The 24,276-nt window shown below is 55.9% G+C and carries 26 protein-coding genes; 9 read left to right on the top strand and 17 right to left on the bottom strand.

Annotated features, from left to right (window positions below):
- The first annotated feature begins 826 nt into the window (after nt 1-826).
- A complete protein-coding gene (gene alaA, locus HWQ14_RS12080) occupies nt 827-2,041 on the top strand; it encodes an alanine transaminase AlaA (RefSeq protein WP_176609837.1) in 1,215 nt (404 codons plus the stop codon).
- 117 nt (nt 2,042-2,158) lie between these two features.
- The gene (yfbR, locus tag HWQ14_RS12075; protein WP_148419925.1) at nt 2,159-2,758 is read left to right on the top strand and encodes a 5'-deoxynucleotidase; all 600 of its coding nucleotides are present in this window, start codon (nt 2,159-2,161) and stop codon (nt 2,756-2,758) included.
- A gap of 51 nt (nt 2,759-2,809) precedes the next feature.
- On the opposite strand, the gene HWQ14_RS12070 is transcribed toward yfbR, so the two are convergent.
- The 4 genes from HWQ14_RS12070 to yfbV form a co-directional block, all read right to left on the bottom strand.
- The gene (locus HWQ14_RS12070) at nt 2,810-4,642 is read right to left on the bottom strand and encodes an SLC13 family permease (RefSeq protein WP_176609836.1); all 1,833 of its coding nucleotides are present in this window, start codon (nt 4,640-4,642) and stop codon (nt 2,810-2,812) included.
- Between the two features lie 75 nt (nt 4,643-4,717).
- A complete protein-coding gene (locus tag HWQ14_RS12065; RefSeq protein ID WP_176609835.1) occupies nt 4,718-5,377 on the bottom strand; it encodes a sugar phosphatase in 660 nt (219 codons plus the stop codon).
- 11 nt (nt 5,378-5,388) lie between these two features.
- Nucleotides 5,389-5,883 carry a YfbU family protein gene (locus HWQ14_RS12060; protein WP_148419928.1) on the bottom strand — a complete coding sequence of 165 codons (495 nt, stop codon included), beginning with the start codon at nt 5,881-5,883 and terminating at the stop codon, nt 5,389-5,391.
- A 91-nt stretch (nt 5,884-5,974) separates the two neighbouring features.
- Nucleotides 5,975-6,430 carry a terminus macrodomain insulation protein YfbV gene (gene yfbV / locus HWQ14_RS12055; RefSeq protein ID WP_148419929.1) on the bottom strand — a complete coding sequence of 152 codons (456 nt, stop codon included), beginning with the start codon at nt 6,428-6,430 and terminating at the stop codon, nt 5,975-5,977.
- Between the two features lie 337 nt (nt 6,431-6,767).
- On the opposite strand from yfbV, the gene ackA reads away from it, so the two are divergent.
- Together ackA and pta are read left to right on the top strand one after the other, a co-directional pair.
- On the top strand, nt 6,768-7,970 hold the full coding sequence (gene ackA, locus HWQ14_RS12050) for an acetate kinase (RefSeq protein WP_148419930.1): 1,203 nt from the start codon (nt 6,768-6,770) through the stop codon (nt 7,968-7,970).
- 75 nt (nt 7,971-8,045) lie between these two features.
- On the top strand, nt 8,046-10,187 hold the full coding sequence (pta, locus tag HWQ14_RS12045) for a phosphate acetyltransferase (RefSeq protein WP_148419931.1): 2,142 nt from the start codon (nt 8,046-8,048) through the stop codon (nt 10,185-10,187).
- A 44-nt stretch (nt 10,188-10,231) separates the two neighbouring features.
- Here the strand turns inward: pta and HWQ14_RS12040 are convergent, their stop codons facing one another.
- The 5 genes from HWQ14_RS12040 to HWQ14_RS12020 form a co-directional block, all read right to left on the bottom strand.
- Nucleotides 10,232-11,185, bottom strand: coding sequence for a transketolase family protein (locus HWQ14_RS12040; RefSeq protein ID WP_148419932.1), 954 nt, complete (start codon nt 11,183-11,185; stop codon nt 10,232-10,234).
- Nucleotides 11,178-12,008, bottom strand: a complete 831-nt coding sequence (locus HWQ14_RS12035) for a transketolase (protein ID WP_176611188.1) — start codon at nt 12,006-12,008, stop codon at nt 11,178-11,180. The genes HWQ14_RS12040 and HWQ14_RS12035 overlap by 8 nt, the downstream gene beginning before the upstream one ends.
- The gene (locus HWQ14_RS12030; protein WP_148419933.1) at nt 12,008-13,396 is read right to left on the bottom strand and encodes a PTS ascorbate transporter subunit IIC; all 1,389 of its coding nucleotides are present in this window, start codon (nt 13,394-13,396) and stop codon (nt 12,008-12,010) included. Before HWQ14_RS12030 ends, HWQ14_RS12035 begins: the two co-directional genes overlap by 1 nt.
- A 21-nt stretch (nt 13,397-13,417) precedes the next feature.
- Complete coding sequence (locus HWQ14_RS12025; protein WP_003861447.1) at nt 13,418-13,690, bottom strand: PTS sugar transporter subunit IIB; 273 nt, start codon at nt 13,688-13,690, stop codon at nt 13,418-13,420.
- Between the two features lie 79 nt (nt 13,691-13,769).
- Nucleotides 13,770-14,213, bottom strand: coding sequence for a PTS sugar transporter subunit IIA (locus HWQ14_RS12020; protein ID WP_176609834.1), 444 nt, complete (start codon nt 14,211-14,213; stop codon nt 13,770-13,772).
- 236 nt (nt 14,214-14,449) lie between these two features.
- Between HWQ14_RS12020 and HWQ14_RS12015 the strand changes: the two genes are divergently transcribed.
- Entirely contained in the window at nt 14,450-15,469 is a 1,020-nt protein-coding gene (locus HWQ14_RS12015) for a LacI family DNA-binding transcriptional regulator (protein ID WP_176609833.1), read from the top strand.
- Between the two features lie 3 nt (nt 15,470-15,472).
- On the opposite strand, the gene yfcD is transcribed toward HWQ14_RS12015, so the two are convergent.
- The 3 genes from yfcD to yfcF are packed head-to-tail and all read right to left on the bottom strand — an operon-like array spanning nt 15,473 to nt 17,347.
- A complete protein-coding gene (gene yfcD, locus HWQ14_RS12010) occupies nt 15,473-16,039 on the bottom strand; it encodes an NUDIX hydrolase YfcD (RefSeq protein WP_003861439.1) in 567 nt (188 codons plus the stop codon).
- Nucleotides 16,040-16,094: 55 nt separating this feature from the next.
- Nucleotides 16,095-16,646, bottom strand: coding sequence for a phosphodiesterase (gene yfcE, locus HWQ14_RS12005; protein WP_148419937.1), 552 nt, complete (start codon nt 16,644-16,646; stop codon nt 16,095-16,097).
- Between the two features lie 56 nt (nt 16,647-16,702).
- Nucleotides 16,703-17,347 (bottom strand): glutathione transferase, encoded by a 645-nt coding sequence (gene yfcF, locus HWQ14_RS12000; protein ID WP_148419938.1) that lies wholly within the window; start codon nt 17,345-17,347, stop codon nt 16,703-16,705.
- Between the two features lie 140 nt (nt 17,348-17,487).
- On the opposite strand from yfcF, the gene yfcG reads away from it, so the two are divergent.
- The 4 genes from yfcG (at nt 17,488) to HWQ14_RS11980 (ending at nt 20,022) form a co-directional block, all read left to right on the top strand.
- On the top strand, nt 17,488-18,117 hold the full coding sequence (gene yfcG, locus HWQ14_RS11995) for a GSH-dependent disulfide bond oxidoreductase (RefSeq protein ID WP_176609832.1): 630 nt from the start codon (nt 17,488-17,490) through the stop codon (nt 18,115-18,117).
- 75 nt (nt 18,118-18,192) lie between these two features.
- Nucleotides 18,193-18,561, top strand: a complete 369-nt coding sequence (gene folX, locus HWQ14_RS11990) for a dihydroneopterin triphosphate 2'-epimerase (protein ID WP_003861432.1) — start codon at nt 18,193-18,195, stop codon at nt 18,559-18,561.
- Nucleotides 18,562-18,574: 13 nt separating this feature from the next.
- A complete protein-coding gene (locus HWQ14_RS11985) occupies nt 18,575-19,468 on the top strand; it encodes a TIGR01777 family oxidoreductase (RefSeq protein ID WP_176609831.1) in 894 nt (297 codons plus the stop codon).
- Between the two features lie 44 nt (nt 19,469-19,512).
- Nucleotides 19,513-20,022 (top strand): GNAT family N-acetyltransferase, encoded by a 510-nt coding sequence (locus HWQ14_RS11980; protein ID WP_176609830.1) that lies wholly within the window; start codon nt 19,513-19,515, stop codon nt 20,020-20,022.
- Nucleotides 20,023-20,094: 72 nt separating this feature from the next.
- On the opposite strand, the gene hisP is transcribed toward HWQ14_RS11980, so the two are convergent.
- The 5 genes from hisP to argT form a co-directional block, all read right to left on the bottom strand.
- On the bottom strand, nt 20,095-20,868 hold the full coding sequence (gene hisP / locus HWQ14_RS11975; protein WP_148420012.1) for a histidine ABC transporter ATP-binding protein HisP: 774 nt from the start codon (nt 20,866-20,868) through the stop codon (nt 20,095-20,097).
- A 9-nt stretch (nt 20,869-20,877) separates the two neighbouring features.
- Nucleotides 20,878-21,591: a histidine ABC transporter permease HisM gene (gene hisM / locus HWQ14_RS11970; protein ID WP_148419943.1), complete on the bottom strand. Its 714-nt coding sequence runs from the start codon at nt 21,589-21,591 to the stop codon at nt 20,878-20,880.
- Nucleotides 21,588-22,274 carry a histidine ABC transporter permease HisQ gene (locus HWQ14_RS11965; protein WP_148419944.1) on the bottom strand — a complete coding sequence of 229 codons (687 nt, stop codon included), beginning with the start codon at nt 22,272-22,274 and terminating at the stop codon, nt 21,588-21,590. The genes hisM and HWQ14_RS11965 overlap by 4 nt, the downstream gene beginning before the upstream one ends.
- 88 nt (nt 22,275-22,362) lie before the next feature.
- Nucleotides 22,363-23,145 (bottom strand): histidine ABC transporter substrate-binding protein HisJ, encoded by a 783-nt coding sequence (gene hisJ, locus HWQ14_RS11960; RefSeq protein ID WP_148419945.1) that lies wholly within the window; start codon nt 23,143-23,145, stop codon nt 22,363-22,365.
- 225 nt (nt 23,146-23,370) lie between these two features.
- Nucleotides 23,371-24,153: a lysine/arginine/ornithine ABC transporter substrate-binding protein ArgT gene (argT, locus tag HWQ14_RS11955; RefSeq protein WP_148419946.1), complete on the bottom strand. Its 783-nt coding sequence runs from the start codon at nt 24,151-24,153 to the stop codon at nt 23,371-23,373.
- Between the last annotated feature and the right edge of the window lie 123 nt (nt 24,154-24,276).

The raw sequence follows: 24,276 nt of genomic DNA, 5'->3' as shown, positions 1-24,276 counted from the left end.
TGACAGATAGTTATTGTACTGCGGTATATCAACGGTCAGAAATCACGTTTCATGACGTTATTTTTATTCTCTTGCGCTCAGGATATTTCGCTGTCTGAAGGTAGATGTAAATTCCATATAGGGTAAGACAGGTTTTCTGCTATCTATATCGCAGCGTTGTCAGCGCAGCAAGATGTAACTCACCCAATTCAGCCAGAGATAACTTCAACAATAACAATCGATTAATATAAGAAAGCAGAATCCGATATACGTAACAGGCGTATCGCGCAACCGCTTTCCCGAAACACATCTTAACCCAAATCCACTATATTTATAAGTCTTATTGCAATATTACAGATTTACCGCCACCGATAAGCCGCTAAACTCTTTTTATTAAAATTAACGAAAGTTGCATTTTCGTCGTTAATAATAAATAAAGTTTAATTTAGATTCAGTTCAATCATTAATATCGCTTAACATTAATTTCACATGAGTAACTTCTAACCTGGCTTTGCTAATAAGGCAATGCGTATCTTAGCATTCAGGTTTTACGAAAGGTCACGCCCGGCGACTAACGCCTCCTCGCCAATCGTCTTTTAATTTACGTCAGCATAATATTCACATTTATTTTAAATTTTCAGCATAAAAATCCTAACATTTGCCTGTATAGCGATAAATTCAGGAACCCGATCGGTCCGCATTCAGTTTAAGAGATCGCAACGGCTCCGTCCTGTTGTACAAAATCTTCTTCTGTGCGCCCTTCAAAACGAAGCGCGGTGGGAGTACATTGTTCCGTGCTAGCTTCCACGGCAGGGAGTAGCAACAATAGCGAAAAGGTTAAAGGTTCATGTCCCCTATCGAAAAATCCAGCAAGCTCGACAACGTCTGTTACGACATCCGTGGCCCGGTTCTTAAAGAGGCTAAACGTCTCGAAGAGGAAGGCAATAAGGTTCTGAAACTCAACATCGGTAACCCCGCGCCATTTGGTTTTGAAGCGCCGGATGAGATCCTGGTGGATGTGATCCGCAACCTGCCAACCGCCCAGGGTTACTGCGATTCAAAAGGGCTTTACTCCGCCCGTAAAGCCATCATGCAGCACTATCAGGCGCGCGGTATGCGCGACGTTACCGTGGAAGATATCTACATTGGCAACGGCGTTTCGGAGCTGATCGTCCAGGCGATGCAGGCGCTGCTGAACAGCGGCGACGAAATGCTGGTTCCCGCGCCGGATTACCCGCTGTGGACGGCTGCGGTGTCGCTGTCCAGCGGTAAGGCGGTCCACTACCTGTGCGACGAATCCTCTGACTGGTTCCCGGATCTGGATGATATTCGCGCCAAAATTACGCCACGCACCCGCGGTATCGTCATCATTAACCCGAATAACCCGACGGGCGCCGTCTACTCAAAAGAGTTGCTGATGGAGATCGTGGAGATCGCCCGCCAGCACAACCTGATCATCTTTGCCGACGAGATTTACGACAAGATCCTGTACGACGCGGCGCAGCACCACTCTATCGCCGCGCTGGCCCCCGACCTGCTGACCGTCACCTTTAACGGCCTGTCTAAAACCTACCGCGTGGCCGGTTTCCGTCAGGGCTGGATGGTGCTGAACGGTCCGAAGAAACATGCGAAGGGCTATATAGAAGGGCTGGAGATGCTGGCATCCATGCGTCTTTGCGCCAACGTGCCGGCGCAGCATGCGATCCAGACGGCGCTCGGTGGCTATCAGAGCATCAGCGAGTTCATCGTGCTTGGCGGCCGTCTGTATGAACAGCGCAACCGCGCGTGGGAACTGATCAACGATATCCCGGGCGTCTCTTGCGTCAAGCCAAACGGCGCGCTGTATATGTTCCCGAAAATTGACGCGAAGCGCTTCAACATTCACGACGATCAGAAAATGGTGCTCGACTTCCTGCTACAGGAAAAAGTGCTGCTGGTGCAGGGAACGGCGTTTAACTGGCCGTGGCCGGACCACGTGCGTATCGTGACGCTGCCGCGCGAAGACGATCTCGAAATGGCCATCAGCCGCTTCGGACGCTTCCTGTCCGGGTATCATCAGTAAACTTTCCCGCCTGCCGGGTGGCGCTTCGCCTGCCCGGCTTTCAGCATCCGCTAATTTGCATCTTCCCTCCCCTCCCCGCACAATGAAGTCTGTCGCTGTTAAGACGTAAGGTAACCTATGAGTCAGAGTCATTTTTTTGCCCACCTCTCCCGCCTGAAGCTCATCAACCGCTGGCCGCTGATGCGCAACGTGCGCACGGAAAACGTGTCAGAGCACAGTTTGCAGGTTGCCATGGTCGCTCACGCGCTGGCCGCCATTAAGAACCGCAAATTCAACGGACAGGTGAATGCCGAGCGTATCGCCCTGCTGGCGATGTATCACGATGCTTCGGAAGTGCTGACCGGGGATCTGCCGACGCCGGTGAAATATTTCAACTCGCAGATTGCGCAGGAATATAAGGCCATCGAAAAGATTGCGCAGCAGAAGCTGATTGAAATGGTGCCCGAGGAGCTGCGTGATATCTTCGAGCCGCTTATCGACGAACATCAGTATACGGAAGAAGAAAAGTCCCTGGTGAAACAGGCCGATGCGCTGTGCGCGTACCTGAAATGTCTGGAAGAGCTATCCGCGGGGAATAACGAGTTCCTGCTGGCGAAAACGCGCCTGGAAAAAACCCTGGCATCCCGCCGCAGCGAGGAGATGGACTACTTTATGCAGGTATTTGTGCCGAGCTTCCATCTGTCGCTGGATGAGATTAGCCAGGACTCCCCGCTATAACGTTTGCCGGGAGGCGGCATCGCCTGCCCGGCCTGAAGCGCGTGCCCCTGCTTAAAACGGGAATAAGACCGGAATTAACACCACGCACACCAGCATCACCAGCACGGTGAACGGCACGCCAATCTTCACGAAGTCGCTGAATTTATAGTTCCCCGGCCCCAGCACCAGCGTATTGACCGGCGAAGAGACCGGCGTCATAAACGCCGCGGACGCCGCCATCGCAACCATCATCGCAAACGGATACGGCGAAACGCCCATCGATTTCGCCATCGCCAGCGCAATAGGTGCCATCAGCACGGCGGTGGCGGTGTTGGAGATAAACAGTCCGATGGTGGCGCACATGACAAACAGGCAGACCATCATCAGATAGGGACCATAACCGCCGCCCGCGTCCATTAAGCCTTTAACGATCAAATCCACCCCGCCGGTTTTCTGTAGCGCCAGGGCGAAAGGCATCATCCCGACAATAAGAATGATGCTCGGCCAGTGAATCGCCTTGTAAGCGCTTTCGGCATCGATACAGCGAAATTTGCCCATTAGCAGGCAGGCAATTATCGCCGCTATGGGATTAGGTATCTCGTCCGTCAGCATCAGGGAGACCATCAGCACCAGGCAGAATATCGCGTGGGGTGCCTGGCTGTGCGCCGGCGACGCGTCGCTCTCCTCAATCGGCATATTCAGCACCACAAAGTCGCGGCCTTTCTGCCCGAGCTGGCTAATCAGTTTCCAGTTGCCGACTACCAGGAAGATATCCCCCAGCAGGAGTGGCTCATCCACTACCGCTCCTTCAAGGGCCACGCCATCGCGCTTCAGGCCCACCACGTTCAGGCCATAGCGGGTGCGAAAGCCGATTTCGCGCACCGTTTTACCCAACAGCTCCGATTCCGGAATGAGTGACACCTCGGCCATGCCGACATCCAGCGCCTGGTCAGAAAAATATTCGCCGCGCAGCACCATCGGCTCCAGCAGCTGTTCGCTACAGAATTCACGCAGGTCCACGTCCGCCGTGGACATATCAATCAGCAGGACATCCCGCGCCCGGAATTCGGATACCCCGTTCACGTTGACAATCACCCGACGAAAGCGACGCCAGCGCTCCACGCCGATCACGTTTGCGCCGTAGCGTTCGCGCAGCCGGAGATCGTCCAGCCGCTGCCCCACCATGGGCGAACCCGGTCGGATGGCCAGACGCCGGGCGCGACCGGTCAGGCGGTACTCTTTAATCAAATCGCGAAAGGAGCGCCGCTTCCAGCCCTCTCTGGCGTTATCCTGCTTCTCCCCTTTCAGGGCAAAACGGGTGAGCAGCATATAGATAATGCCCATCACCAGCACGACCAGCCCGATCGGCGTAACGCTAAAAAAGCTAAACCCCTCAAGCCCCTCACGGATCAGTTCGCTGTTAACGACCAGGTTCGGCGGCGTCGCCACCAGCGTCATCATGCCGCTGATAAGTCCGGCAAAGCTTAGCGGCATCATCAGGCGCGACGGGGAGATCTGCATTCGCATGCAGACGCTCAGCACCGCCGGAATAAAGATAGCGACGACGCCCGTTGAGCTCATAAACGCGCCCAGCCCGGCCACCGTCAGCATCAGGTAAATCAGCATTTTGGTTTCGCTGCTGCCCGCTACCTTGACCAGCCACACGCCCATCATCGTCGCCACGCCGGTGCGAACCAGCCCGTCGCCGATGATAAACAAGGCGGCAATCAAAATAACGTTGGGATCGCTAAACCCGGAAAAGGCTTCCGGCAGCGAGAGCGTACCGCTCAGCACGAAGGCGACAATCACGAACAGGGCGATGGCATCCATGCGCACCTTGCCCGTGGCAAAAAGAATGATGGCGATTAACAGCAGGCTCAGGACCCAAATCAGTTCACCGTTCACAACATGTCCTTGTCAGTGGAGGAGAAGCAATTTTGCCATAAAAAAGCCCCAGCAGCGTGGGGCTATATCATGGGATTACATTTTTAGCGAGACGGTTACAATGCCGTCCGGCGTCTTCGAGACGTCGATGGCAGTCAGCGTGTTGAGCACAAAGTCTGCCTCATCCAGCCGGGGCGATCCCGCCGGAACGTTAACGGCGATGACGTGGCTTCCGGCGTTCAGCCCGGCCAGCACGCCAGCCGCCGCATCTTCCACAACCACGCACTCCGCAGGCGCAAGGCCAAGCAGCTCGGCGCCGAGCAGAAACGCATCCGGTTCCGGCTTGCCGCGCTTCACGCGTTCAGCGGTAATGAACACGTCCGGCGTCGGTAAACCTGCCGCCTTGTGGCGGGCGTGAGCGACGGGAACCGAGCCGGAGGTGACGATAGCCCAGGGGATCTGCGCTTCATTCAGGTGCTCAAGCAATTCGCGCGCGCCGGGCAGCGCGGTAATGCCGTCGGTATCGGTGGCCTCAATCTGCTCAAGATAGGTAAACTCCGCCTGGATCTCTTCCTCAGATCGTCCCGCCAGGAAGTGCCGCAATGAGGTAATGGCCTGTTTGCCATGGATGAAATTCAGTACGTCCTGATGGTCGATGCCGTGCCGGTCGGCCCAGTGGCACCACGAGCGTTCAACCACCGGCAGCGAATCCACCAGCGTACCGTCCAGATCAAACAGAAAACCTTTACACTGCACACGCACCTCCGTCAGGCATTAATGATTTGTTGAATTTCGTTGCTGCTTAAGTGGTACTGGCGCGGGCAGGCATGCCACGCGCTCAGCATACGCTGATATTTGTCCCACATTGGGGTCTGGGCGTTAAAGCCGTGCGTGCCCGCGTCAAAGTGGGTGTAGCGTCCTTCGGTGTTCACCATAAAGCGCACATAGCTCAGATAGCGCGCTTCCGTCGCCGCATCAAAGCCCAGGAACGTCACCCGGCGCTCGTCAATGGCCTGCTGGTCTTTAAGGTTGGTCCAGGACACATGCAGCGCATGGTACATCTCCATGATGTCGATAACGATGCGGCAGGTTTCCTCTTTCAGCTCGCCAAACTCGCGATCCAGTTCGCGCATCTGCAAACCAAAACCACGTTCGACGATGGTCTGCAGGCGGCTGTAGCGCGCAGCGTTATCGGGATCAAGCATAGTCATCATCTTGTACTGGTTAGACAAAATCAGACGTTGAGCATGGGTCATTTCCATCTTTCGACTCCTGTAGCGCATTGCACTGTAAAAAAAGACACGGTAACGGTGTGTTACTGTGCCTTCTTTTGGTCGTCGTTTCGATGATCAATCACAAGTCATCGAGGAATGTTTTATCAAGTTGTTTAAACGCTCGCTTGAGCGTATCTGCCAGCGCCTGATAGTCCGGCTTGCCTTCCACCGGTGCCAGCGCCTGGCCGGCTTCCTCCAGTTTTCCACGCACTTCATAAAACCAGTGTAAAATAGAAGGCGGAAGCGGCGTAATGGAGCGTTTACCTAACCACCATAGCCCCTGCATCGGCAGGCTTAAGGCAAAGAGTGCTGTCGCAACGGCCGGGCCAAGCTGTCCACCCAGCGCAATTTGCCAGCACAGGGTAAAGACGGCGATCGGGGGCATAAAGCGGATCGCGTAGCGCGTGGCGCGAATGGTGCGGTTTTCAATGAACATGGGCGCGAGGCGCTTTTCCATCGGCCATGTCTTTGCATAATGCTGTCCCCGACGAAACAGGCTGAAAAAGTTAACGGACGGGTTTTCGGGTGTCGACATGGCTGTACCTCAACTTCACATATAAAAATTAAAATTTTCGTGCAAAACCACAACAGGCTATGACAACGTTCAAAATATTTTGTCATCGCTACCCCGTATCGGGTATCCTGTGCCAGCCTGATAGGGCCGTAGACGAGAAGCGTTAACTCGTCAAATTATCGCATATTATGCCATTGTCTGAAAAATGTTCAAAATGGCTTAAAATCATAGGTATTTCTTCCATCCTGCCAGAATGTTCGTTTGGCATGATGTTAATCATAAATGTCTGGGTCAGCATGCGTTACGCTTTTAGACTCATTGACGTTTTTTTAGCCACGTATCAATTATAGGTACTTCCATGTCGAGTAAGTTAGTACTGGTTCTGAACTGCGGTAGCTCTTCACTGAAATTCGCCATCATCGATGCGCTCAACGGTGACGAGTACCTCTCTGGTTTGGCCGAATGTTTCCATCTGCCTGAAGCACGTATCAAGTGGAAGATGGACGGCAGCAAACAAGAAGCGGCTTTAGGTGCAGGCGCCGCTCACAGTGAAGCGCTGAACTTTATCGTTAACACTATTCTGGCACAAAAACCAGAACTGTCTGCTCAGCTGACTGCAATTGGTCACCGTATCGTCCACGGCGGCGAAAAATACACCAGTTCCGTGGTGATTGACGACTCTGTGATCCAGGGCATCAAAGACTCTGCGTCTTTCGCACCGCTGCATAACCCGGCTCACCTGATCGGTATCGCTGAAGCACTGAAATCCTTCCCGAATCTGAAAGACAAAAACGTGGCCGTGTTCGATACCGCGTTCCATCAGACCATGCCGGAAGAGTCTTACCTCTATGCCCTGCCATACAGCCTGTACAAAGAGCACGGCGTCCGTCGTTACGGCGCACACGGCACCAGCCACTTCTATGTGACTCAGGAAGCCGCAAAAGTGCTGAACAAGCCGGTTGAAGAAGTGAACATCATCACCTGCCACCTGGGCAACGGTGGTTCTGTTTCTGCTATCCGCAACGGTAAATGTGTTGATACCTCCATGGGTCTGACCCCGCTGGAAGGTCTGGTGATGGGTACCCGTTCCGGTGACATCGACCCGGCGATCATCTTCCACCTGCACGACACCCTGGGCATGAGCGTTGACGACATCAACAAAATGCTGACCAAAGAGTCTGGCCTGCTGGGTCTGACCGAAGTTACCAGCGACTGCCGTTACGTTGAAGATAACTACGAAACCAAAGCAGACGCTAAACGTGCAATGGACGTTTACTGCCACCGTCTGGCGAAGTACATCGGTTCTTACACCGCGCTGATGGAAGGCCGCCTTGACGCAGTTATCTTCACCGGTGGTATCGGTGAGAACGCGGCAATGGTTCGCGAACTGTCCCTGGGCAAACTGGGCGTTCTGGGCTTCGAGGTTGATCACGAGCGTAACCTGGCTGCCCGCTTCGGCAAGTCTGGCTTCATCAACAAAGAAGGCACCCGCCCGGCTATCGTTATCCCAACTAACGAAGAGCTGGTCATCGCGCAAGACGCGTGCCGTCTGACCGCCTGATTCCACACCGCCAGCAATGCTGGCGGTGCTGTTTTGTAGCCCGCCCAACGCGGCGGTAACGAAAGAGGATAAACCGTGTCCCGTACAATTATGCTGATCCCTACCGGAACCAGCGTCGGCCTGACCAGCGTCAGCCTCGGCGTGATCCGTGCTATGGAACGCAAAGGCGTTCGTCTGAGCGTCTTTAAGCCAATCGCCCAGCCTCGCGCCGGTGGCGATGCGCCAGACCAGACCACCACCATCGTTCGCAAAAATTCCAATCTGCCGGCGGCTGAACCGCTGAAGATGAGCCACGTTGAGTCTCTGCTCTCCAGCAACCAGAAAGACGTGCTGATGGAAGAGATCATCGCCAACTATCACGCTAACGCGCAGGACGCTGAAGTGGTGCTGGTTGAAGGCCTGGTCCCGACCCGTAAACACCAGTTTGCCCAGTCCCTGAACTTTGAAATCGCGAAAACCCTGAACGCAGAGATCGTTTTCGTGATGTCTCAGGGCACCGATACCCCGGAGCAGCTGAAAGAGCGTATCGAACTGACGCGCAGCAGCTTTGGCGGTGCGAAAAACACCAGCATCACCGGCGTTATCGTTAACAAACTGAACGCACCGGTTGATGAACAGGGCCGTACGCGTCCTGACCTGTCCGAAATCTTCGACGACTCTTCTAAAGCGAAAGTCATCAAAGTTGACCCGGCTAAACTTCAGGATTCCAGCCCGCTGCCCGTTCTGGGCGCGGTGCCGTGGAGCTTCGATCTGATTGCTACCCGTGCAATCGATATGGCGCGCCACCTGAACGCTACCGTGATCAACGAAGGCGACATCAATACCCGCCGCGTGAAGTCCGTGACCTTCTGCGCGCGCAGCATACCACACATGCTGGAGCACTTCCGCGCTGGTTCTCTGCTGGTGACCTCCGCAGACCGTCCGGACGTGCTGGTTGCAGCCTGCCTGGCCGCGATGAACGGCGTGGAAATCGGTGCGATCCTGCTGACCGGCGCGTATGAGATGGACCCACGCGTAAGCAAGCTGTGCGAACGCGCGTTCGCCACCGGCCTGCCGGTGTTTATGGTGAACACCAACACCTGGCAGACCTCCCTGAGCCTGCAGAGCTTCAACCTGGAAGTACCGGTTGATGACCACGAGCGTATCGAGAAGGTTCAGGAATACGTTGCTGGCTATATCAACGCAGACTGGATCGAATCCCTGACCGCGACCTCCGAGCGCAGCCGCCGTCTGTCGCCTCCAGCCTTCCGTTACCAGCTGACCGAGCTGGCGCGTAAAGCGGGCAAACGCGTTGTTCTGCCAGAAGGCGACGAACCACGCACCGTTAAGGCGGCCGCTATCTGTGCAGAGCGCGGCATCGCGACCTGCGTGCTGCTGGGTAACCCGGATGAGATTAACCGCGTTGCGGCGTCCCAGGGCGTTGAGCTGGGCGCAGGCATCGAAATCGTCGATCCAGAAGTGGTTCGCGAAAGCTACGTTGCCCGTCTGGTTGAGTTGCGTAAGAACAAAGGCATGACCGAAGCCGTTGCGCGCGAGCAGCTGGAAGACAACGTGGTACTGGGTACGCTGATGCTGGAGCAGGATGAAGTTGACGGCCTGGTTTCCGGTGCGGTACACACCACCGCGAACACCATCCGTCCGCCGCTGCAGCTGATTAAAACGGCACCGGGCAGCTCTCTGGTTTCCTCCGTGTTCTTCATGCTACTGCCTGAACAGGTTTACGTTTACGGCGACTGCGCGATCAACCCGGATCCAACCGCAGAGCAGCTGGCAGAAATAGCAATCCAGTCTGCGGACTCCGCAACGGCATTCGGTATCGAACCGCGCGTGGCAATGCTCTCCTACTCTACCGGCACCTCTGGTGCAGGTAGCGACGTAGAGAAAGTCCGTGAAGCAACCCGCATTGCGCAGGAAAAACGTCCGGATCTGATGATCGACGGCCCGCTCCAGTACGATGCTGCGGTTATGGCTGACGTGGCGAAATCCAAAGCGCCAAACTCGCCGGTTGCAGGCCGTGCGACCGTGTTCATCTTCCCGGATCTGAACACCGGTAACACCACCTATAAAGCGGTACAGCGTTCAGCAGACCTGATCTCCATCGGGCCAATGCTGCAGGGCATGCGCAAGCCTGTGAACGACCTCTCCCGCGGCGCGCTGGTTGACGATATCGTCTACACCATCGCGCTGACGGCGATCCAGTCTTCACAGCAGCAGTAATGCTTTAACTGCATTAAAAAGGCGACCCGACGGTCGCCTTTTTTTTACAGCAGCTCTCTCGCCGCCGACACAATATCGTGTGCCGTCAGGCCATACTCCTTCTGAAGAAAGTCCTGCGTCCCCACCTGGCCATAGCGTTCCTTAACGCCAACGCGACGCATCGGCACCGGGCAGGTTTCCACCAGCACTTCCGCCACCGCCGAGCCCAGCCCGTTATGGATGCTGTGGTTTTCGCAGGTCACAATACGCCCGGTTTTCTCGGCATAGTTTTTCACCAGCATCCTGTCGATGGGCTTCAGGGTAAACATGTCGATAACCGCCGCGCTTACGCCCTCCTGCTCTAGCTGGCGCGCTGCCTCCAGCGCCTCCGCCACCATGATGCCGTTGGCTATCAGGGTGATGTCACTCCCTTCACGCAGCACGTTGCCTTTGCCAATGGTGAACGTTGAGCCCGGCGCATACACGCTCGGCGCCTGCTTGCGTATCGTGCGCACCCAGTAGAAGCCTTCCAGGTCCATCAGCTGGCGCAGCACGTCTTCGAACATCACCGCGTCGGTCACCTCCAGCACCACCGAGTGCGCCAGGCCGCGCACAATGCCCATATCCTCAAACGACATATGCGTGCCGCCGTTGTGACAGGCCGTTACCCCCGCGTCCGAGGCAATCACCTTCACGTTGTTGCGCTGGTAGTCGAGGGACATAAACAGCTGGTCGAAGCAGCGGCGGCTGGCAAAGGCGGTGAAGGTGTGCACGAACGGCTTACGTCCGGTAAGCGACAGCCCCGCCGCCGTTCCAATCACGTTAGCCTCCATAATGCCGCAGTTGATAACGTGCTGCGGATAATCGCGCGCCACGCCATCCATCGCCATCGAACTCATCAGATCCGCTTCGAGGGCAATAATCTCGCTCCCGGCCTCAATCTGTTTTGCCACAAAGCCCGCGTAGACCTTACGCATCTCAACGGCATCTTTCTGTTGTGGCGGTGCAAGCTTAATCATGTGAAGCCTCCAGTTGGCGAATCGTCTCGTTGAGGGCCGCTTTGCTCTCCGGGGTTAACCGCAGATGGTGCGAGTTGCCGAGCTGTTCCAGGTACGGCACCCCCTGCCCTTTGATGCTGTCGAGGATCACTACCCGCGGGCGCGCATCGGCCCTGGGCATCGGCGACGTTACCTCCAGCAGCGCCGGAATGTCGTCCCCCTTCACCGTCACCGCGTCAAAGCCAAAGGCGCGGAACTTCTCTTCCAGGTCGAACGCGCAGACGATCTCGTCCAGCTCGCCGTCGAGCTGCTGTTTGTTCCAGTCCACGAACACCGTCAGGTTATTCAGGCGATGGTGGGCAATAAACTGGAACGCTTCCCAGCACTGCCCCTCGTTCAGCTCCCCGTCGCCAACGATGCAGAACACCCGGTTTGGCCTTCCTGCCAGCCTGTGCGACAGCGCCATGCCGCCGGCGATAGAGATCCCCTGCCCAAGCGAACCGGTGGTGGCGTCCACGCCGCGGGTTTTCAGGCGGTCCGGGTGGCTGGGAAGACGCGTTCCGTTCTGATTCAGCGTGCTCAGCTCTTCAATCGGGAAGTAGCCTTTAATCGCCAGCGTGCTGTAGAGCGCCGGGCCCGCATGGCCTTTCGACAGCACAAAGTAGTCCCGCTCAGGCCAGTCCGGATCGGCCGGGTCAATCTTCATTACCGCGCCGTACAGCACCGCCAGCGTTTCGACGACCGACATGCTGCCGCCGTAGTGGCCAAAACCCAGCTGCGTCAGGGATTTCAGCGTCTCAAGGCGGATCTGACGCGCCAGTTCGGTTATTTCATTCTCATTCATCATTTGGCTCCGGTATTTTCCTGCGCGTCACCGCCCGCAGGTTTGTTTTTAGCGAATACGTTGTAGGCCACCAGCAGCGCGAACAACGCAACAACCAGCCCGGTGATGGCAAGCGGCGACAGGAAGCGCGCCAGGTTGCCCAGCACAATCCCGACCGCGCCAAAATCGGCATCCGAGAAGGTGGTATTGGCAAAGCCAATCGCGCCCAGCACCGGCAGCAGCAGAACCGGCAGGAAGGTGATCAGCAGGCCGTTGGCAAATGCGCCAATCATCGCCCCGCGACGTCCGCCGGTGGCGTTACCAAACACGCCTGCGGTCGCGCCGGTGAAGAAGTGCGGAACAACGCCCGGCAGGATCAGCACCCAGTTAAGCTGTCCGCAGATGACCAGCCCCACAATCCCGCCCAGGAAGCTGAACAGGAAACCAATCAGCACCGCATTTGGCGCGTAGGGATAGACAACCGGACAGTCCAGCGCGGGACGCGCGTTGGGGACCAGTTTTTCAGAGAAGCCGGTAAAGGCCGGGACGATTTCCGCCAGAATCAGGCGCACGCCCTGGAGGATGATGAAAACGCCCGCCGCAAAGGTGATTGCCATGATGATGGCGTACACCAGGTAGTTCTGGCCGCCGCTGAAGGTCGCTTCCACATACTCGCGCCCGGCGCTCACCGCCATGATCAGATAGATAATCATCATGGTGAGGGAGATGGAGATCGAGCTGTCGCGCAGGAAGCTGAGGTTTTTCGGCAGGTTCATCTCTTCGGTAGAGCGCGAGCCTTTGCCGACTTTGCCGCCGATCCAGCCGGACAGCACGTAGCCCAGCGTACCGAAGTGGCCGAAGGCGATCTCATCGTTGCCGGTGATGCGCTTCATATAGCGCTGCGCAATTGCCGGGAAGAAGGCCATGATCAGGCCGAGGATCAGCGAGCCGGTGAAGACCAGCCCTACCCCCTCAAAGCCCGCCACCGTCAGGATCACGCCAATCATGCACGCCATGTAGAAGGTGTGGTGTCCGGTCAGGAAGATGTACTTCAGGCGGGTAAAGCGCGCGACGATAATATTCGCCACCATCCCGAAGGCCATAATGAGCGCGGTGGAAGCACCGTATTTTTCCAGGGCAATCGATACAATCGCTTCATTGTTTGGAATAATACCCTGGATATTAAAGGCGTGCTCAAACATGCCGCCAAGGGGATTTAATGAACCTACCAGCACCGTGGCGCCGCCGCCCAGCACAATAAAGCCGAGGATCGTTTTAATTGTGCCTTTTACGACATCTGAAAACGCTTTTTTCTGCGCAACCAGACCAATTAAGGCAATTAACCCCACCAGCACCGAAGGGACTTTTAAAATATCAACAACGAAATTCAGCGTTTCAAGGATAAACATATCCACCTCGCCTTATCAGGATTATTGTCTTTCGAACCAGGCGCGCAGCTGCGCTTCGAGTTCGTTGATATCGATGATGTTGTTGATCACCACCAGCTGGCTTTCCGGCACGCTGGCGCTGGCTGCAATGTCTTTCGCCATTACAAACAGATCGGCCGCACCCGGCGTGGCGGAGGAGAGATCGGAGTGTTCAACCTCGGCCTCTATTTCCAGCTTTTTGAGCACTTTTTTAATATTCATTTCGACCATAAAACTGCTGCCCAGGCCGGAGCCGCAAATAGCCATGATTTTCATTGTTAACCCCTTTTTTGAGTAGAGCACGCCCCATCACGCTGATGCGTAATGTTGAGATAAATCGGATGAAATAATTAAATCAGAAGCGGTCGATAATGGCTTTTATCTCCTCCAGGGTATTTGCCTGATGCAATTTCGCCATATCCTCGTCGCTGGAAAAAAGTTCTGCGAGCGCGGAGATTGTTTCGATATGGCTGTGTTTGTCCGGCGCCGCCAGCATAATAATCACATCGACGGGGTCAAACTCACCGGCGCCAAACGAAACGCCCTGCTTCAGCTTTAATAATGAGAGGCCGAGACCTTTCGCCCCTTCTTCCGGGCGCGCATGCGGCATTGCGAGCCCTGGCGCCAGTACGTAGTAAGGCCCTAGCGTGTGGTGCTGCGCAACGATGGCCGTAACGTATTCCGGCGAAATAACCTGCATTTCCAGCAGCGGTTTCGCACAAGTCTCCAGCGCCTGCGGCCAGTTATCGACGCTATCCTGTAGCGTAATGGTTGTATCATATATCCATTTTTTGAGCATTTTTCACTCCCGCGTAACGCCTGACATGGTCGAACTTTATTCAACCCGTCAGCCAATGACTGCGATCGGGATCACAAAGATAGCGCTACCAAAAACTAACATGCAGAAGTGTGATAGCGCTATCAAATTACCCGCACGGTATGAAATCACAGCAAAAAAAGGGATTTAAGGCGTATACTGCCAGTCACGTAAAATGAAGGATGAAATTCAATCGCGTCCTGTCAGCAGGAAGATGTATGTCTTTAACCCGAAAACGGCGCAGCACCGGAAAAGTAACCCTCGCAGATGTCGCGCAGCTTGCCGGCGTCGGCACAATGACCGTCTCACGCGCGCTCCGCACGCCCGAACAGGTTTCCGATAAACTGCGTGAAAAAATTGAAGCTGCGGTGCAGGAGCTGGGATATATGCCCAACCTGGCCGCCAGCGCACTGGCATCGGCGTCATCGTGGACGATTGCGATGGTCGTTCCCAACCTTTCCGAAGCCGGGTGTTCAGAGATGTTTGCCGGGCTTCAGCAGGTGCTTCAGCCCGCCGGTTACCAGATCATGCTGGCGGAGTCTCAGCATCGAGTCGAACAGGAAGAGAAACTGCTTGAAACGCTGCTGGCGTCGAATATCGCCGCCGCGATTTTGCTCAGCGTTGAGCACTCCGACACGGTCCGCCACTGGCTGAAAAATGCCTCCATTCCGGTGATGGAAATGGGTGCGATGCGTGCCGATCCGATTGATATGAATATCGGGATTGATAATGTCGCCGCCATGTATGAACTCACAGAAATGGTGATCCAGCGCGGCTACCAGAATATCGGCCTGCTGTGCGCCAACCAGGAGCAGTGGATTTTTCAGCAGCATTTGCAGGGCTGGTACAAGGCGATGCTGCGCCACCATATGTCGCCGAACAGGGTGATTAATGCCGCCATGCCGCCGAACTTCTCTACCGGCGCGGCGCAGCTGCCCGAGTTCCTGCTGGCGTGGCCGGAGCTGGACGCACTGGTGTGCGTATCCGATGAGCTCGCCTGCGGCGCGCTGTATGAGTGCCAGCGTCGGCGCATCAAAGTGCCGGACGATTTAGCGGTGGTGGGCTTTGGCGACAGCGACGTCAGCCGCGTCTGTCAGCCGCCGCTGACGACGATGGCGGTGCCGCATCGTAAGATTGGGATTGAGGCCGGAAAAGCGCTTCTGGAGCGCCTGAATGACGGAGGCTGGCGCGATCGTAAGCCCATCGCGTCCAGCCTGTGCCTGCGGGAAAGCTGTTGAGGCTTACTCCGCCTCTTCCTCTTTTTCCGCTTTGTTTTCCGGCTTAGCGGATTCGTTTTTGGCGTTGCGGGTCATCCACAGCGCCAGCGCTTTTAAGGAGTCCGGCGTGAACTCATCGCAGCGGGCGGTGATCTCTTCCGGCGTCATCCAGCTAACTTCGCTAACTTCCTCTTCCTGCAGGGCAAAAGGCCCGTGGGAAACGCAGCTAAACAGACCGCCCCAGACGCGGCAATGTTCGTCTTCAAAATAGAACTGGCCGTGCTCGGCAAACGGCACGCCGGCAATGCCTAACTCTTCTTCCGCTTCACGACGTGCGGAATCCAGCAGAACTTCATCGGCCTGGACGACGCCGCCCGCGGTGGCATCCAGCATGCCTGGAAGAAAATCTTTGGTGTCCGTGCGGCGCTGGACCAGGATCTTGCCCATTCCGTCATGAACAACGATGTACGTAGCGCGGTGACGCAGACGCTCCGCACGCATTTGTTCGCGGCTGGCCTGCGCGATCACTTCATTTTCTTCGCTGACAATGTCAACCCACTCAGTACTTGCCAAATGATTCTGCTCCACCATCGGGAAACCTTCTCGTCTAAGCGCTCTTACGGCGCGTTTGCAGTTGTGGTGTAACTTACGGATTAATCGCTATCTGCGCAATAACTTGCTGATCATTAAGTGCGATAACGCTTAATGTCCCGTCTTCAAACATGCCGTAGCTTGCCGGGTAGCCGCCTTTAGGAATGCTGACAGAGCCGGGATTAAAGTGATAAATCGCCCCGCGTTTTTCCGCTACCGGAATATGAGTATGACCGTAAACCAGGACATCGCCAGCCGCGAGCGGCGGGAGTTTATCCGGGCCGAACAGGTGCCCATGCGTCAGGAACAGACGGCAGTTTTCCAGCAGCACCTGTTGCCAGGGAGCGGTGATGGGAAATTGCAGCAGCATCTGATCCACTTCGCTGTCGCAGTTGCCGCGCACGGCAATAATACGCGAGGCGTAGTGATTCAGTTTTTCCGCCACCTGGGCGGGTGCATAGCCTTCCGGCAGCGCGTTGCGTGGGCCGTGGTTTAACACGTCGCCCAGGATCGCCAGCCATTGCGCCCCGCTCTGGTCAAACAGAGAAAGCACGCGCTCGGTCGCGGGCAGCGATCCATGAATATCCGATGCAAACATCAGCTTCATCAGTTACTCCTCGGTAATGCAGACTGCCCATATTATACCTGAAGCGCCCGGGCTTATCAGCCTGCACGCTTAGCAGAGAGTGCCAGATAGCGCTGTACCGACGCGCGTTGCCACTGAAACGCGGCATAATCCACCAGCAGCTGCGGGACCGCATCTCCGTTAAGGATCAGGCGGTTCAGCATCAGCGCAAGGTCGGTATCGGCAATACACCACTCGCCAAACAGATTGGGGTTACCGTGGGCCAGCAGTGATGAAGCGGTATCAATCAGCTTCTGAGCGCTGGCTATCCCCTCCTCGCTGAGGGCTGGCTTTTTGACCCCTGCAAACACCACATCCGTCGATCGCTCCGTGCGAATCGGCACCAGATCGCTTCGCAGCCACGCCTGAATCTGACGGGCGCGGGCGCGCTTTTGCAGATCGTGAGGATAAATGCGCTCCCACTCTGGTGGCGCAAAGCGGTCTTCAAGGTACTCGTCAATTGCCGAGGATTCACTTAATTCAAAGCCGTCAATCTCCAGCACGGGCACCCGGCGGGTGAGCGCGTAACCCTGCCACTGAGGCTTCAGATGTTCGCCACTGTCCAGATCGACGGTTTTCAGACTAAAGGAAAGCCCCTTTTCAGCCAGCGCAACGTAAACGCTCAAAACATAAGGAGAAAAGAAGTTCGCATCGGACCACAACGTTATTACAGGCTGGCTCATAACATCCTCATCGGCTGATCGGTTTTCACTCAAGATATAATCTCCTGACCTCGCTGTCACTTGATGAAAACTCACGATTTACAACAAACACCTATACTGTTTTTTCATGGCAACACTCTTCACACTGACAGGAGTTGAGAATGATCGATCTCTATTATGCCCCCACCCCGAATGGCCATAAGATCACCCTCTTTCTCGAAGAAGCCGAAGTGGAGTACCGGATCGTTCGCGTGGATATCAGTAAAGGGGACCAGTTCCGCCCCGTTTTTTTGGCCATATCGCCCAACAATAAAATTCCGGCCATCATTGATAACCTGCCCTCTGACGGCGGCAAACCGTTAAGCCTGTTTGAGTCCGGAGAGATTTTGCTCTATCTGGCGGAGAAAACCGGCAAGCTCCTGAGCGGTGAACTGCGCGAGCGTCACCAGACCCTTCAGTGGCTGTTCTGGCAGCCAAGCGGCCTGGGGCCCATGCTGGGGCAGAACCACCACTTTACCGCGTATGCGCCGCAGACTATCCCTTACGCCATTGAGCGATACCAGGTCGAAACCCAGCGCCTGTACGGTGTTCTGAATCGTCGGCTGGAAAAATCACCGTGGCTCGGTGGTGAGCATTACAGCATCGCCGATATCGCCTGCTGGCCGTGGATCAACACCCATGAACGCCACCGGATCGACCTGGCCTCTTATCCGGCGGTGAACAACTGGTTTGAGCGCATCAGGACCCGACCGGCCACCGAACGCGCGATGCAAAAAATCCATCAGATTTGAGCCTGCGCCCCGTTGGGTACAGGTGTTCTCCTCATGTATGATGAGGCAGAAATACTGACACGGAGAAGACCTGCAATGTCCCAGCATGACGCTATTATTCGTATAAAAAACTTACGCTTACGCACGTTCATCGGTATCAAAGAGGAGGAGATCGCTAATCGCCAGGATATCGTGGTGAATGTGGTGATCCATTACCCGGCAGACAAGGCGCGCGCCAGCGAGGATATCAATGACGCGCTGAACTATCGCACGATCACCAAAAGCATCATCCAGTACGTTGAGAACAACCGTTTTGCGCTACTGGAAAAATTAACTCAGGATGTGCTCGATATCGCACGCGAACACCACTGGGTCACTTATGCTGAAGTGGAGATCGATAAACTTCACGCCCTGCGCTACGCCGACTCCGTCTCCATGACGTTAAGCTGGCAGCGCCAGGCGTAAACCTGGAGGTAGTATGAAGATTCTGCTCACCGGCGGTACGGGCCTGATTGGTCGCCATCTCATTCCACGCTTGCAGGCGTTGCATCACGACATCACCGTGGTCACGCGCAGCCCGGAGAAAGCCCGTCAGGTGCTGGGTGGCGGGGTGGCGTTCTGGAAAGGTCTGGGGGAACGGCAGGATCTGGACGGCTTTGATGCCGTCATCAACCTCGCAGGCGAACCCATCGCCGATAAGCGCTGGACCGAAGAGCAAAAACAGCGCTTATGCAGCAGCCGCTGGAACATAACCGGGAAGCTGGTTGAGCTGATACGCAACAGCGAAACGCCGCCGTCGGTGCTGATTTCCGGCTCTGCCACGGGATACTACGGCGATCTCGGGGAAGTGGTGGTGACTGAGGAAGAGCCTCCTCATAACGAGTTTACCCACAAGCTCTGCGCCCAGTGGGAGCGCATCGCCTGCGGTGCGCAGAGCGATAATACCCGCGTCTGCCTGCTGCGCACCGGCGTGGTGCTCGCCCCGAAGGGCGGTATTCTCGGCAAAATGCTGCCGCCGTTTAAAATGGGGCTTGGCGGGCCCATCGGCAATGGTCGTCAGTACCTGGCGTGGATCCACATCGACGATATGGTTAACGGCATTATCTGGCTGCTGGATAACGACCTGCGCGGGCCGTTTAACATGGTGTCACCGTATCCGGTACGTAATGAACAGTTTGCGCACGCGCTGGGCCATGCCCTGCACCGCCCGGCGGTACTGCGCGTGCCCGCGACGGCGATTCGGCTGTTGATGGGTGAATCGTCGGTGCTGGTGCTGGGCGGGCAGCGCGCGCTGCCGAAACGGCTGGAAGCGGCCGGGTTTACGTTCCGCTGGTATGACCTGGAAGAGGCACTGGGGGATGTGGTGCGGTGAATATGTTACAGTTATAAGCCATGTCTGGATGATATGGCGTAACTATGGCAACCATCACTACAGCCCGGCTTCACCTCACACCTTTCGAACCTTCTGACTGGGCCTTCTTTCGCTCGCTGCGTGAAGATCCTCTCATCATGCGTTACATGGCCGCCATCGCCCCGGAAAAGGAGACGCGCCGCGTATTTGCCGCACGTCTGATGGCGGAGCATGTCTTCGCGATCCGTCTGCATAATGACGATACGCCGCTGGGCGATATTGGACTGCAAATCAGCACGGCGAACCGTGAAGAGGCGGATATTGGCTATACCGTGGTGCCTGCCGCGCAGGGAAAAGGGATTGCCAGCGAGGCGCTGCGTGCGGTGTGTGATTACGCCTTTAACCAGATCGGCGTGAAGGCGATTAATGCGTATGTACTGGCGGATAACGGCGGATCGGTGCGCGTGCTGGAGAAAGCCGGCTTTGTGCGCACGCAGGTGCTGGAGAAGGCGTACGAGATTAACGGCGTGCGGTATGACGACTGGGCGTACCGGCTGGAGCGTGGCGCGACCTGATGCCCTCACCCCAGCCCTCTCCCACGGGGAGAGGGAGATAAGTCTCCCTCAGCCCAATCCAGTTCCGCAAGACTACTTCAACGATCCCTTAAGGAACTGCTGCAGACGCGGGCTTTGCGGATTCGCCAGCACCTCATCCGGGTGCCCCTGCTCCTCAATCTTGCCCTGATGCAGGAAGATAACGTGATTAGAAACGTTACGGGCAAAGCCCATCTCGTGGGTCACCACTACCATCGTTTTGCCCTCTTCGGCCAGCTTCTGCATAATGCGCAGCACTTCACCGACGAGTTCAGGGTCAAGGGCGGAGGTCGGTTCGTCAAACAGCAGCACTTCAGGCTCCATCGCCAGCGCGCGGGCGATGGAAACGCGCTGCTGCTGACCGCCCGACAGGTGCACCGGATACTTAATCTGCTGGCGCTCGTCGATGCCCACCTTCGCCAGGTATTTCACCGCACGCTCGCGGGCCTCCTGCTTGCTTAAGCCGAGTACCTGAACCGGCGCTTCCATAACGTTCTCCAGCACCGTCATGTGGCTCCAGAGGTTAAAGTGCTGGAACACCATCGTCAGACGCGTACGCAGCAGGCGCAGCTGGTTTTTATCCGCCACCTTAAGCTGGCCGTCTTTATCGCGGACCATATTAATATTCTGTCCGCTCACCACAATCGAACCTTCACTCGGCTTTTCGAGGAAGTTAATGCAGCGCAGGAACGTACTCTTACCGGAACCGGATGAGCCGATAATACTGATCACGTCGCCCGCATTCGCCTGCAGCGATACCCCTTTCAGCACTTCATGTTCGCCGTAGCGCTTGTGCAAATCAATTACGTTTAATTTGTTCTCAGCCATCATAAATTCTCAGTGCGTCGACGGTTTTATATGCTGCAACCAGCGTTTTTCAGCCTTACGGAACAGGCTGATCAGGACGTAAGAAATGATCAAATAGAGCACCGCCGCAATGCCAAACGCGGTAAACGGCTGGTAGGTCGCGGAGTTAATATCGCGGGCGATTTTTAACAGATCCGGTACCGTGGCGGTAAACGCCAGTGCCGTCGAATGCAGCATCAAAATCACCTCGTTGCTGTATGCCGGCAGCGCGATTCGCAGCGCCGAAGGCAGAATAATGCAGCGGTAAAGCTTCACGGAGGAGAAACCGTACGCGCGCGCCGCCTCGATCTCACCGTGCGGCACGGAACGGATGGCCCCGGCGAAGATCTCGGTGGTATAGGCGCAGGTGTTGAGCGTTAACGCCAGCACCGTACAGTTCAGACCGCTGCGGAAGAACGCGTTCAGCATCTCGGTGCCTTTCACGATCTCCAGCGTGTACATTCCCGAATAGAACACCAGCAGCTGCACGTACAGCGGCGTGCCGCGAAACACGTAGGTGAAAAGCCAGATCGGGAAGCGGATAAATTTGTTGTTCGACACGCGCCCGATGGCCAAAAACACCGCCAGAATGCCGCCCATCACCACGGAGGAGATCAGCAGCCACAGCGTGATCGCCACGCCGGTGAAGCGGTAGCCGTCCGTCCACAGCAGGGATTTCCAGTACTCCTGAATAATCTCAATCACAGGTCAGCCCTCTTCACACCCACGGAGTAGCGACGTTCGAGCAGAAGCAGCACACCATTGGAGACGGTCGTAAAGACCAGATAAATCACGCCGCAGACCACCGCAAAGTAGAACGGTTCCCAGGTGCTCTTACCCGCCAGCTGCGTGGCCTTCACCACGTCCTCCAGGCCGAGCAGGGAGACCAGCGCCGTCGCTTTGAGAATAACCTGCCAGTTGTTGCCGATGCCCGGCAGCGCGTAGCGCATCATGGCCGGGAACATGATCCGACGGAACGTTTGTGAAGAGGTAAAACCGTAGGCGGTCGCCGCTTCAATGTGCCCTTTCGGGACGGCCATGTACGCGCCGCGGAAGGTTTCAGTGAAGTATGCGCCGTAGATAAAGCCCAGGGTAATGATGCCGGCCACCATCGGATCGATATCGATCTGATCCATGCCGACGGCATCCGTCACGCCGTTAAGCGCAATTTGCAGCCCGTAGAAGATCAGCAGCATCAGCACCAGGTCAGGAACGCCGCGAATCAGCGTGGTATAGCCTTCAAATATCAGCGCCAGCGGTCTGTTGGCCGATAACTTTGCCCCCGCGCCCGCCAGGCCTATCAGCACCGCCAGCACCACGGAGCTGATAGCCAGCTCAAGGGTGACAAGCGCGCCCTGTAAAATAACGCCAGAAAATCCGTACAGCATACCGCCTGCCCTGTCGTCTCGTGAGTGGTGGAACCGTGTCTTTTCCCCTCCCGCAGCGGGAGGGGCCGCACGTTATCAGACGGGGCGATTAGCCGCCGTAAACATTAAAATCGAAGTACTTTTTCGCCAGCTTGTCGTAGGTGCCGTCCGCGCGCATCTCGGCGAACGCTTTGTTCAGGGCTTCACGCAGTTCGTTATCTTCTTTACGCAGGCCCATACCGGTGCCGACGCCGAACAGTTTTTCATCCTTAATGGACGGACCGCCGAACTTGTAATCTTTACCCACCGGCTGTTTCAGGAAGCCTTCGCTCGCCGCGACTTCGTCCTGGAACGCCGCATCGATACGGCCTGCCGTCAGGTCAGCGTAGATATTTTCCTGGCCCTGATAGGAGACGATTTCGATCCCTTTCGGCGCCCAGTGCTCATTGCCGTAGGTTTCCTGGGTGGTGCCCTGCAGCACGCCCACGCGTTTGCCCTTCAGCGAGTCGATAGTTGGCTGAATGTCGGAAGATTTCGCCACAACCAGACGTGAATCGGCCGCATAGAGTTTGTCGGTGAAGGCAATCTCCTGCTGGCGTTTTTCCGTAATGGAGAGGGAGGACATGATCACGTCGATTTTTTTCGCTTTCAGAGACGGGATCAGCGCGTCAAGCGGGTTTTCAACGTAGGTACATTGCGCTTTAATGCGTTTGCACAGCTCGTTAGCCAGATCGATGTCAAAACCGACCAGTTCACCCTTCGCATTCTTGGATTCGAAAGGCGCATAGGTGGGGTCAGTACCAATACGAATTTTCTGCGGGATTGCTGCGAATGCCGCGGTGGCGCTGGAAAAGGCCAGTACCAGAGAAAGTGACAACACCAGTTTTTTCATATCTGTCCTCAACAAACTGTCTTAATACGAGATTTTTACGACCACGGGGTGACGTTAATGTGCCATTAATCCCCTCATTCAGGCAAAGATTAATGCCGCCGGGCGGGAATTTTTGCATTTTAAATGCTTAACTATGCACGAAGCGATCCAATACGGTGCACCGAATGCACCATATTGGATCATTAACACCCGCAATGCACCAAAACAGAGCATTGCCGTCGGGCGTTAGTCACCGTAGACGTTAAAATCGAAATATTTCTTCGCCAGTTTGTCGTAGGTTCCGTCTTTACGCAGCTCGGAGAAAGCTTTGTCGAAGGCGGCTTTCAGCTCGGTATCATCTTTACGCAGGCCAATACCGGTGCCATCACCAAAGTATTTTTTATCCTTCACGGACGGGCCGGCAAAGGCGTACTCTTTCCCCGCTGGCTGCTTCAGGAAGCCTTCGCTTGCGGCAACCTCATCCTGGAACGCCGCGTCCAGACGGCCCGCCGCCAGGTCAGAGTAGATCAGATCCTGGTTCTGATAGGCGACCACATCAACGCCCTTCTCGCGCCAGTTGGCATTTGCGTAGCCTTCCTGAGTCGACCCCTGAAGCACGCCAACATGCTTGCCTTTCAGGGAGTCGATGGTCGGCTGGATCGGTGAGCCTTTCGCGGCAATCAGACGTGAATCGGCCGCGTAGAGCTTATCGGAGAAGGCGATCTCCTGCTGACGTTTTTCCGTGATGGAGAGTGAAGAGATAATCGCATCAATTTTCTTGGCTTTCAGCGATGGGATCAGCGCGTCAAAGTCACTGCCCACCCACGTGCATTTCACTTCCATGCGCTTGCACATCTCATTTCCCAGGTCGATATCAAACCCAACGAAATCGCCTTTCGCATCCTTCGAAGAGAATGGCGCGTAGGTTGCGTCCGTACCGATACGAACCGTCTGTGGAAGCGCTGCATAGCTACCTGCTGCCGCACTCAAGCCCACGAGCAAAGACAGAGCCAGAACCGTCTTCTTCATACATTTACCCTCAAGAACCGTGATTTTATTATGGTTTGCGTTGTGTGTTGTGTTGCAGGCTGCTCTTGCAGGTCTTATGCCACATTGCCGTCGGGCTAAAACTACGACGTTAAATATGTTAAT

This window comes from Enterobacter cloacae (assembly GCF_013375935.1).
GTDB lineage: Bacteria > Pseudomonadota > Gammaproteobacteria > Enterobacterales > Enterobacteriaceae > Enterobacter > Enterobacter pasteurii.
The sequence above is the reverse complement of the archived record's forward strand: the minus strand, read 5'-3'. Positions and strand labels throughout refer to the sequence as shown.

What these genes read in the sequence shown, in the direction of transcription:
- yfcF (WP_148419938.1), bottom strand. Translation starts at nt 17,347, where the DNA reads ATGAGCCAGCCTGTAATAACGTTGTGGTCCGATGCGAACTTCTTTTCT.
- HWQ14_RS11985 (WP_176609831.1), top strand. Translation starts at nt 18,575, where the DNA reads ATGAAGATTCTGCTCACCGGCGGTACGGGCCTGATTGGTCGCCATCTC.
- HWQ14_RS11980 (WP_176609830.1), top strand. Translation starts at nt 19,513, where the DNA reads ATGGCAACCATCACTACAGCCCGGCTTCACCTCACACCTTTCGAACCT.
- HWQ14_RS12015 (WP_176609833.1), top strand. Translation starts at nt 14,450, where the DNA reads ATGTCTTTAACCCGAAAACGGCGCAGCACCGGAAAAGTAACCCTCGCA.
- HWQ14_RS12020 (WP_176609834.1), bottom strand. Translation starts at nt 14,213, where the DNA reads ATGCTCAAAAAATGGATATATGATACAACCATTACGCTACAGGATAGC.
- alaA (WP_176609837.1), top strand. Translation starts at nt 827, where the DNA reads ATGTCCCCTATCGAAAAATCCAGCAAGCTCGACAACGTCTGTTACGAC.
- argT (WP_148419946.1), bottom strand. Translation starts at nt 24,153, where the DNA reads ATGAAGAAGACGGTTCTGGCTCTGTCTTTGCTCGTGGGCTTGAGTGCG.
- HWQ14_RS12025 (WP_003861447.1), bottom strand. Translation starts at nt 13,690, where the DNA reads ATGAAAATCATGGCTATTTGCGGCTCCGGCCTGGGCAGCAGTTTTATG.
- yfcE (WP_148419937.1), bottom strand. Translation starts at nt 16,646, where the DNA reads ATGAAGCTGATGTTTGCATCGGATATTCATGGATCGCTGCCCGCGACC.
- ackA (WP_148419930.1), top strand. Translation starts at nt 6,768, where the DNA reads ATGTCGAGTAAGTTAGTACTGGTTCTGAACTGCGGTAGCTCTTCACTG.
- yfcD (WP_003861439.1), bottom strand. Translation starts at nt 16,039, where the DNA reads ATGGTGGAGCAGAATCATTTGGCAAGTACTGAGTGGGTTGACATTGTC.
- yfbV (WP_148419929.1), bottom strand. Translation starts at nt 6,430, where the DNA reads ATGTCGACACCCGAAAACCCGTCCGTTAACTTTTTCAGCCTGTTTCGT.
- yfbR (WP_148419925.1), top strand. Translation starts at nt 2,159, where the DNA reads ATGAGTCAGAGTCATTTTTTTGCCCACCTCTCCCGCCTGAAGCTCATC.
- HWQ14_RS12060 (WP_148419928.1), bottom strand. Translation starts at nt 5,883, where the DNA reads ATGGAAATGACCCATGCTCAACGTCTGATTTTGTCTAACCAGTACAAG.
- HWQ14_RS12040 (WP_148419932.1), bottom strand. Translation starts at nt 11,185, where the DNA reads ATGATTAAGCTTGCACCGCCACAACAGAAAGATGCCGTTGAGATGCGT.
- hisP (WP_148420012.1), bottom strand. Translation starts at nt 20,868, where the DNA reads ATGGCTGAGAACAAATTAAACGTAATTGATTTGCACAAGCGCTACGGC.
- folX (WP_003861432.1), top strand. Translation starts at nt 18,193, where the DNA reads ATGTCCCAGCATGACGCTATTATTCGTATAAAAAACTTACGCTTACGC.
- hisJ (WP_148419945.1), bottom strand. Translation starts at nt 23,145, where the DNA reads ATGAAAAAACTGGTGTTGTCACTTTCTCTGGTACTGGCCTTTTCCAGC.
- HWQ14_RS12030 (WP_148419933.1), bottom strand. Translation starts at nt 13,396, where the DNA reads ATGTTTATCCTTGAAACGCTGAATTTCGTTGTTGATATTTTAAAAGTC.
- yfcG (WP_176609832.1), top strand. Translation starts at nt 17,488, where the DNA reads ATGATCGATCTCTATTATGCCCCCACCCCGAATGGCCATAAGATCACC.
- HWQ14_RS11965 (WP_148419944.1), bottom strand. Translation starts at nt 22,274, where the DNA reads ATGCTGTACGGATTTTCTGGCGTTATTTTACAGGGCGCGCTTGTCACC.
- HWQ14_RS12035 (WP_176611188.1), bottom strand. Translation starts at nt 12,008, where the DNA reads ATGAATGAGAATGAAATAACCGAACTGGCGCGTCAGATCCGCCTTGAG.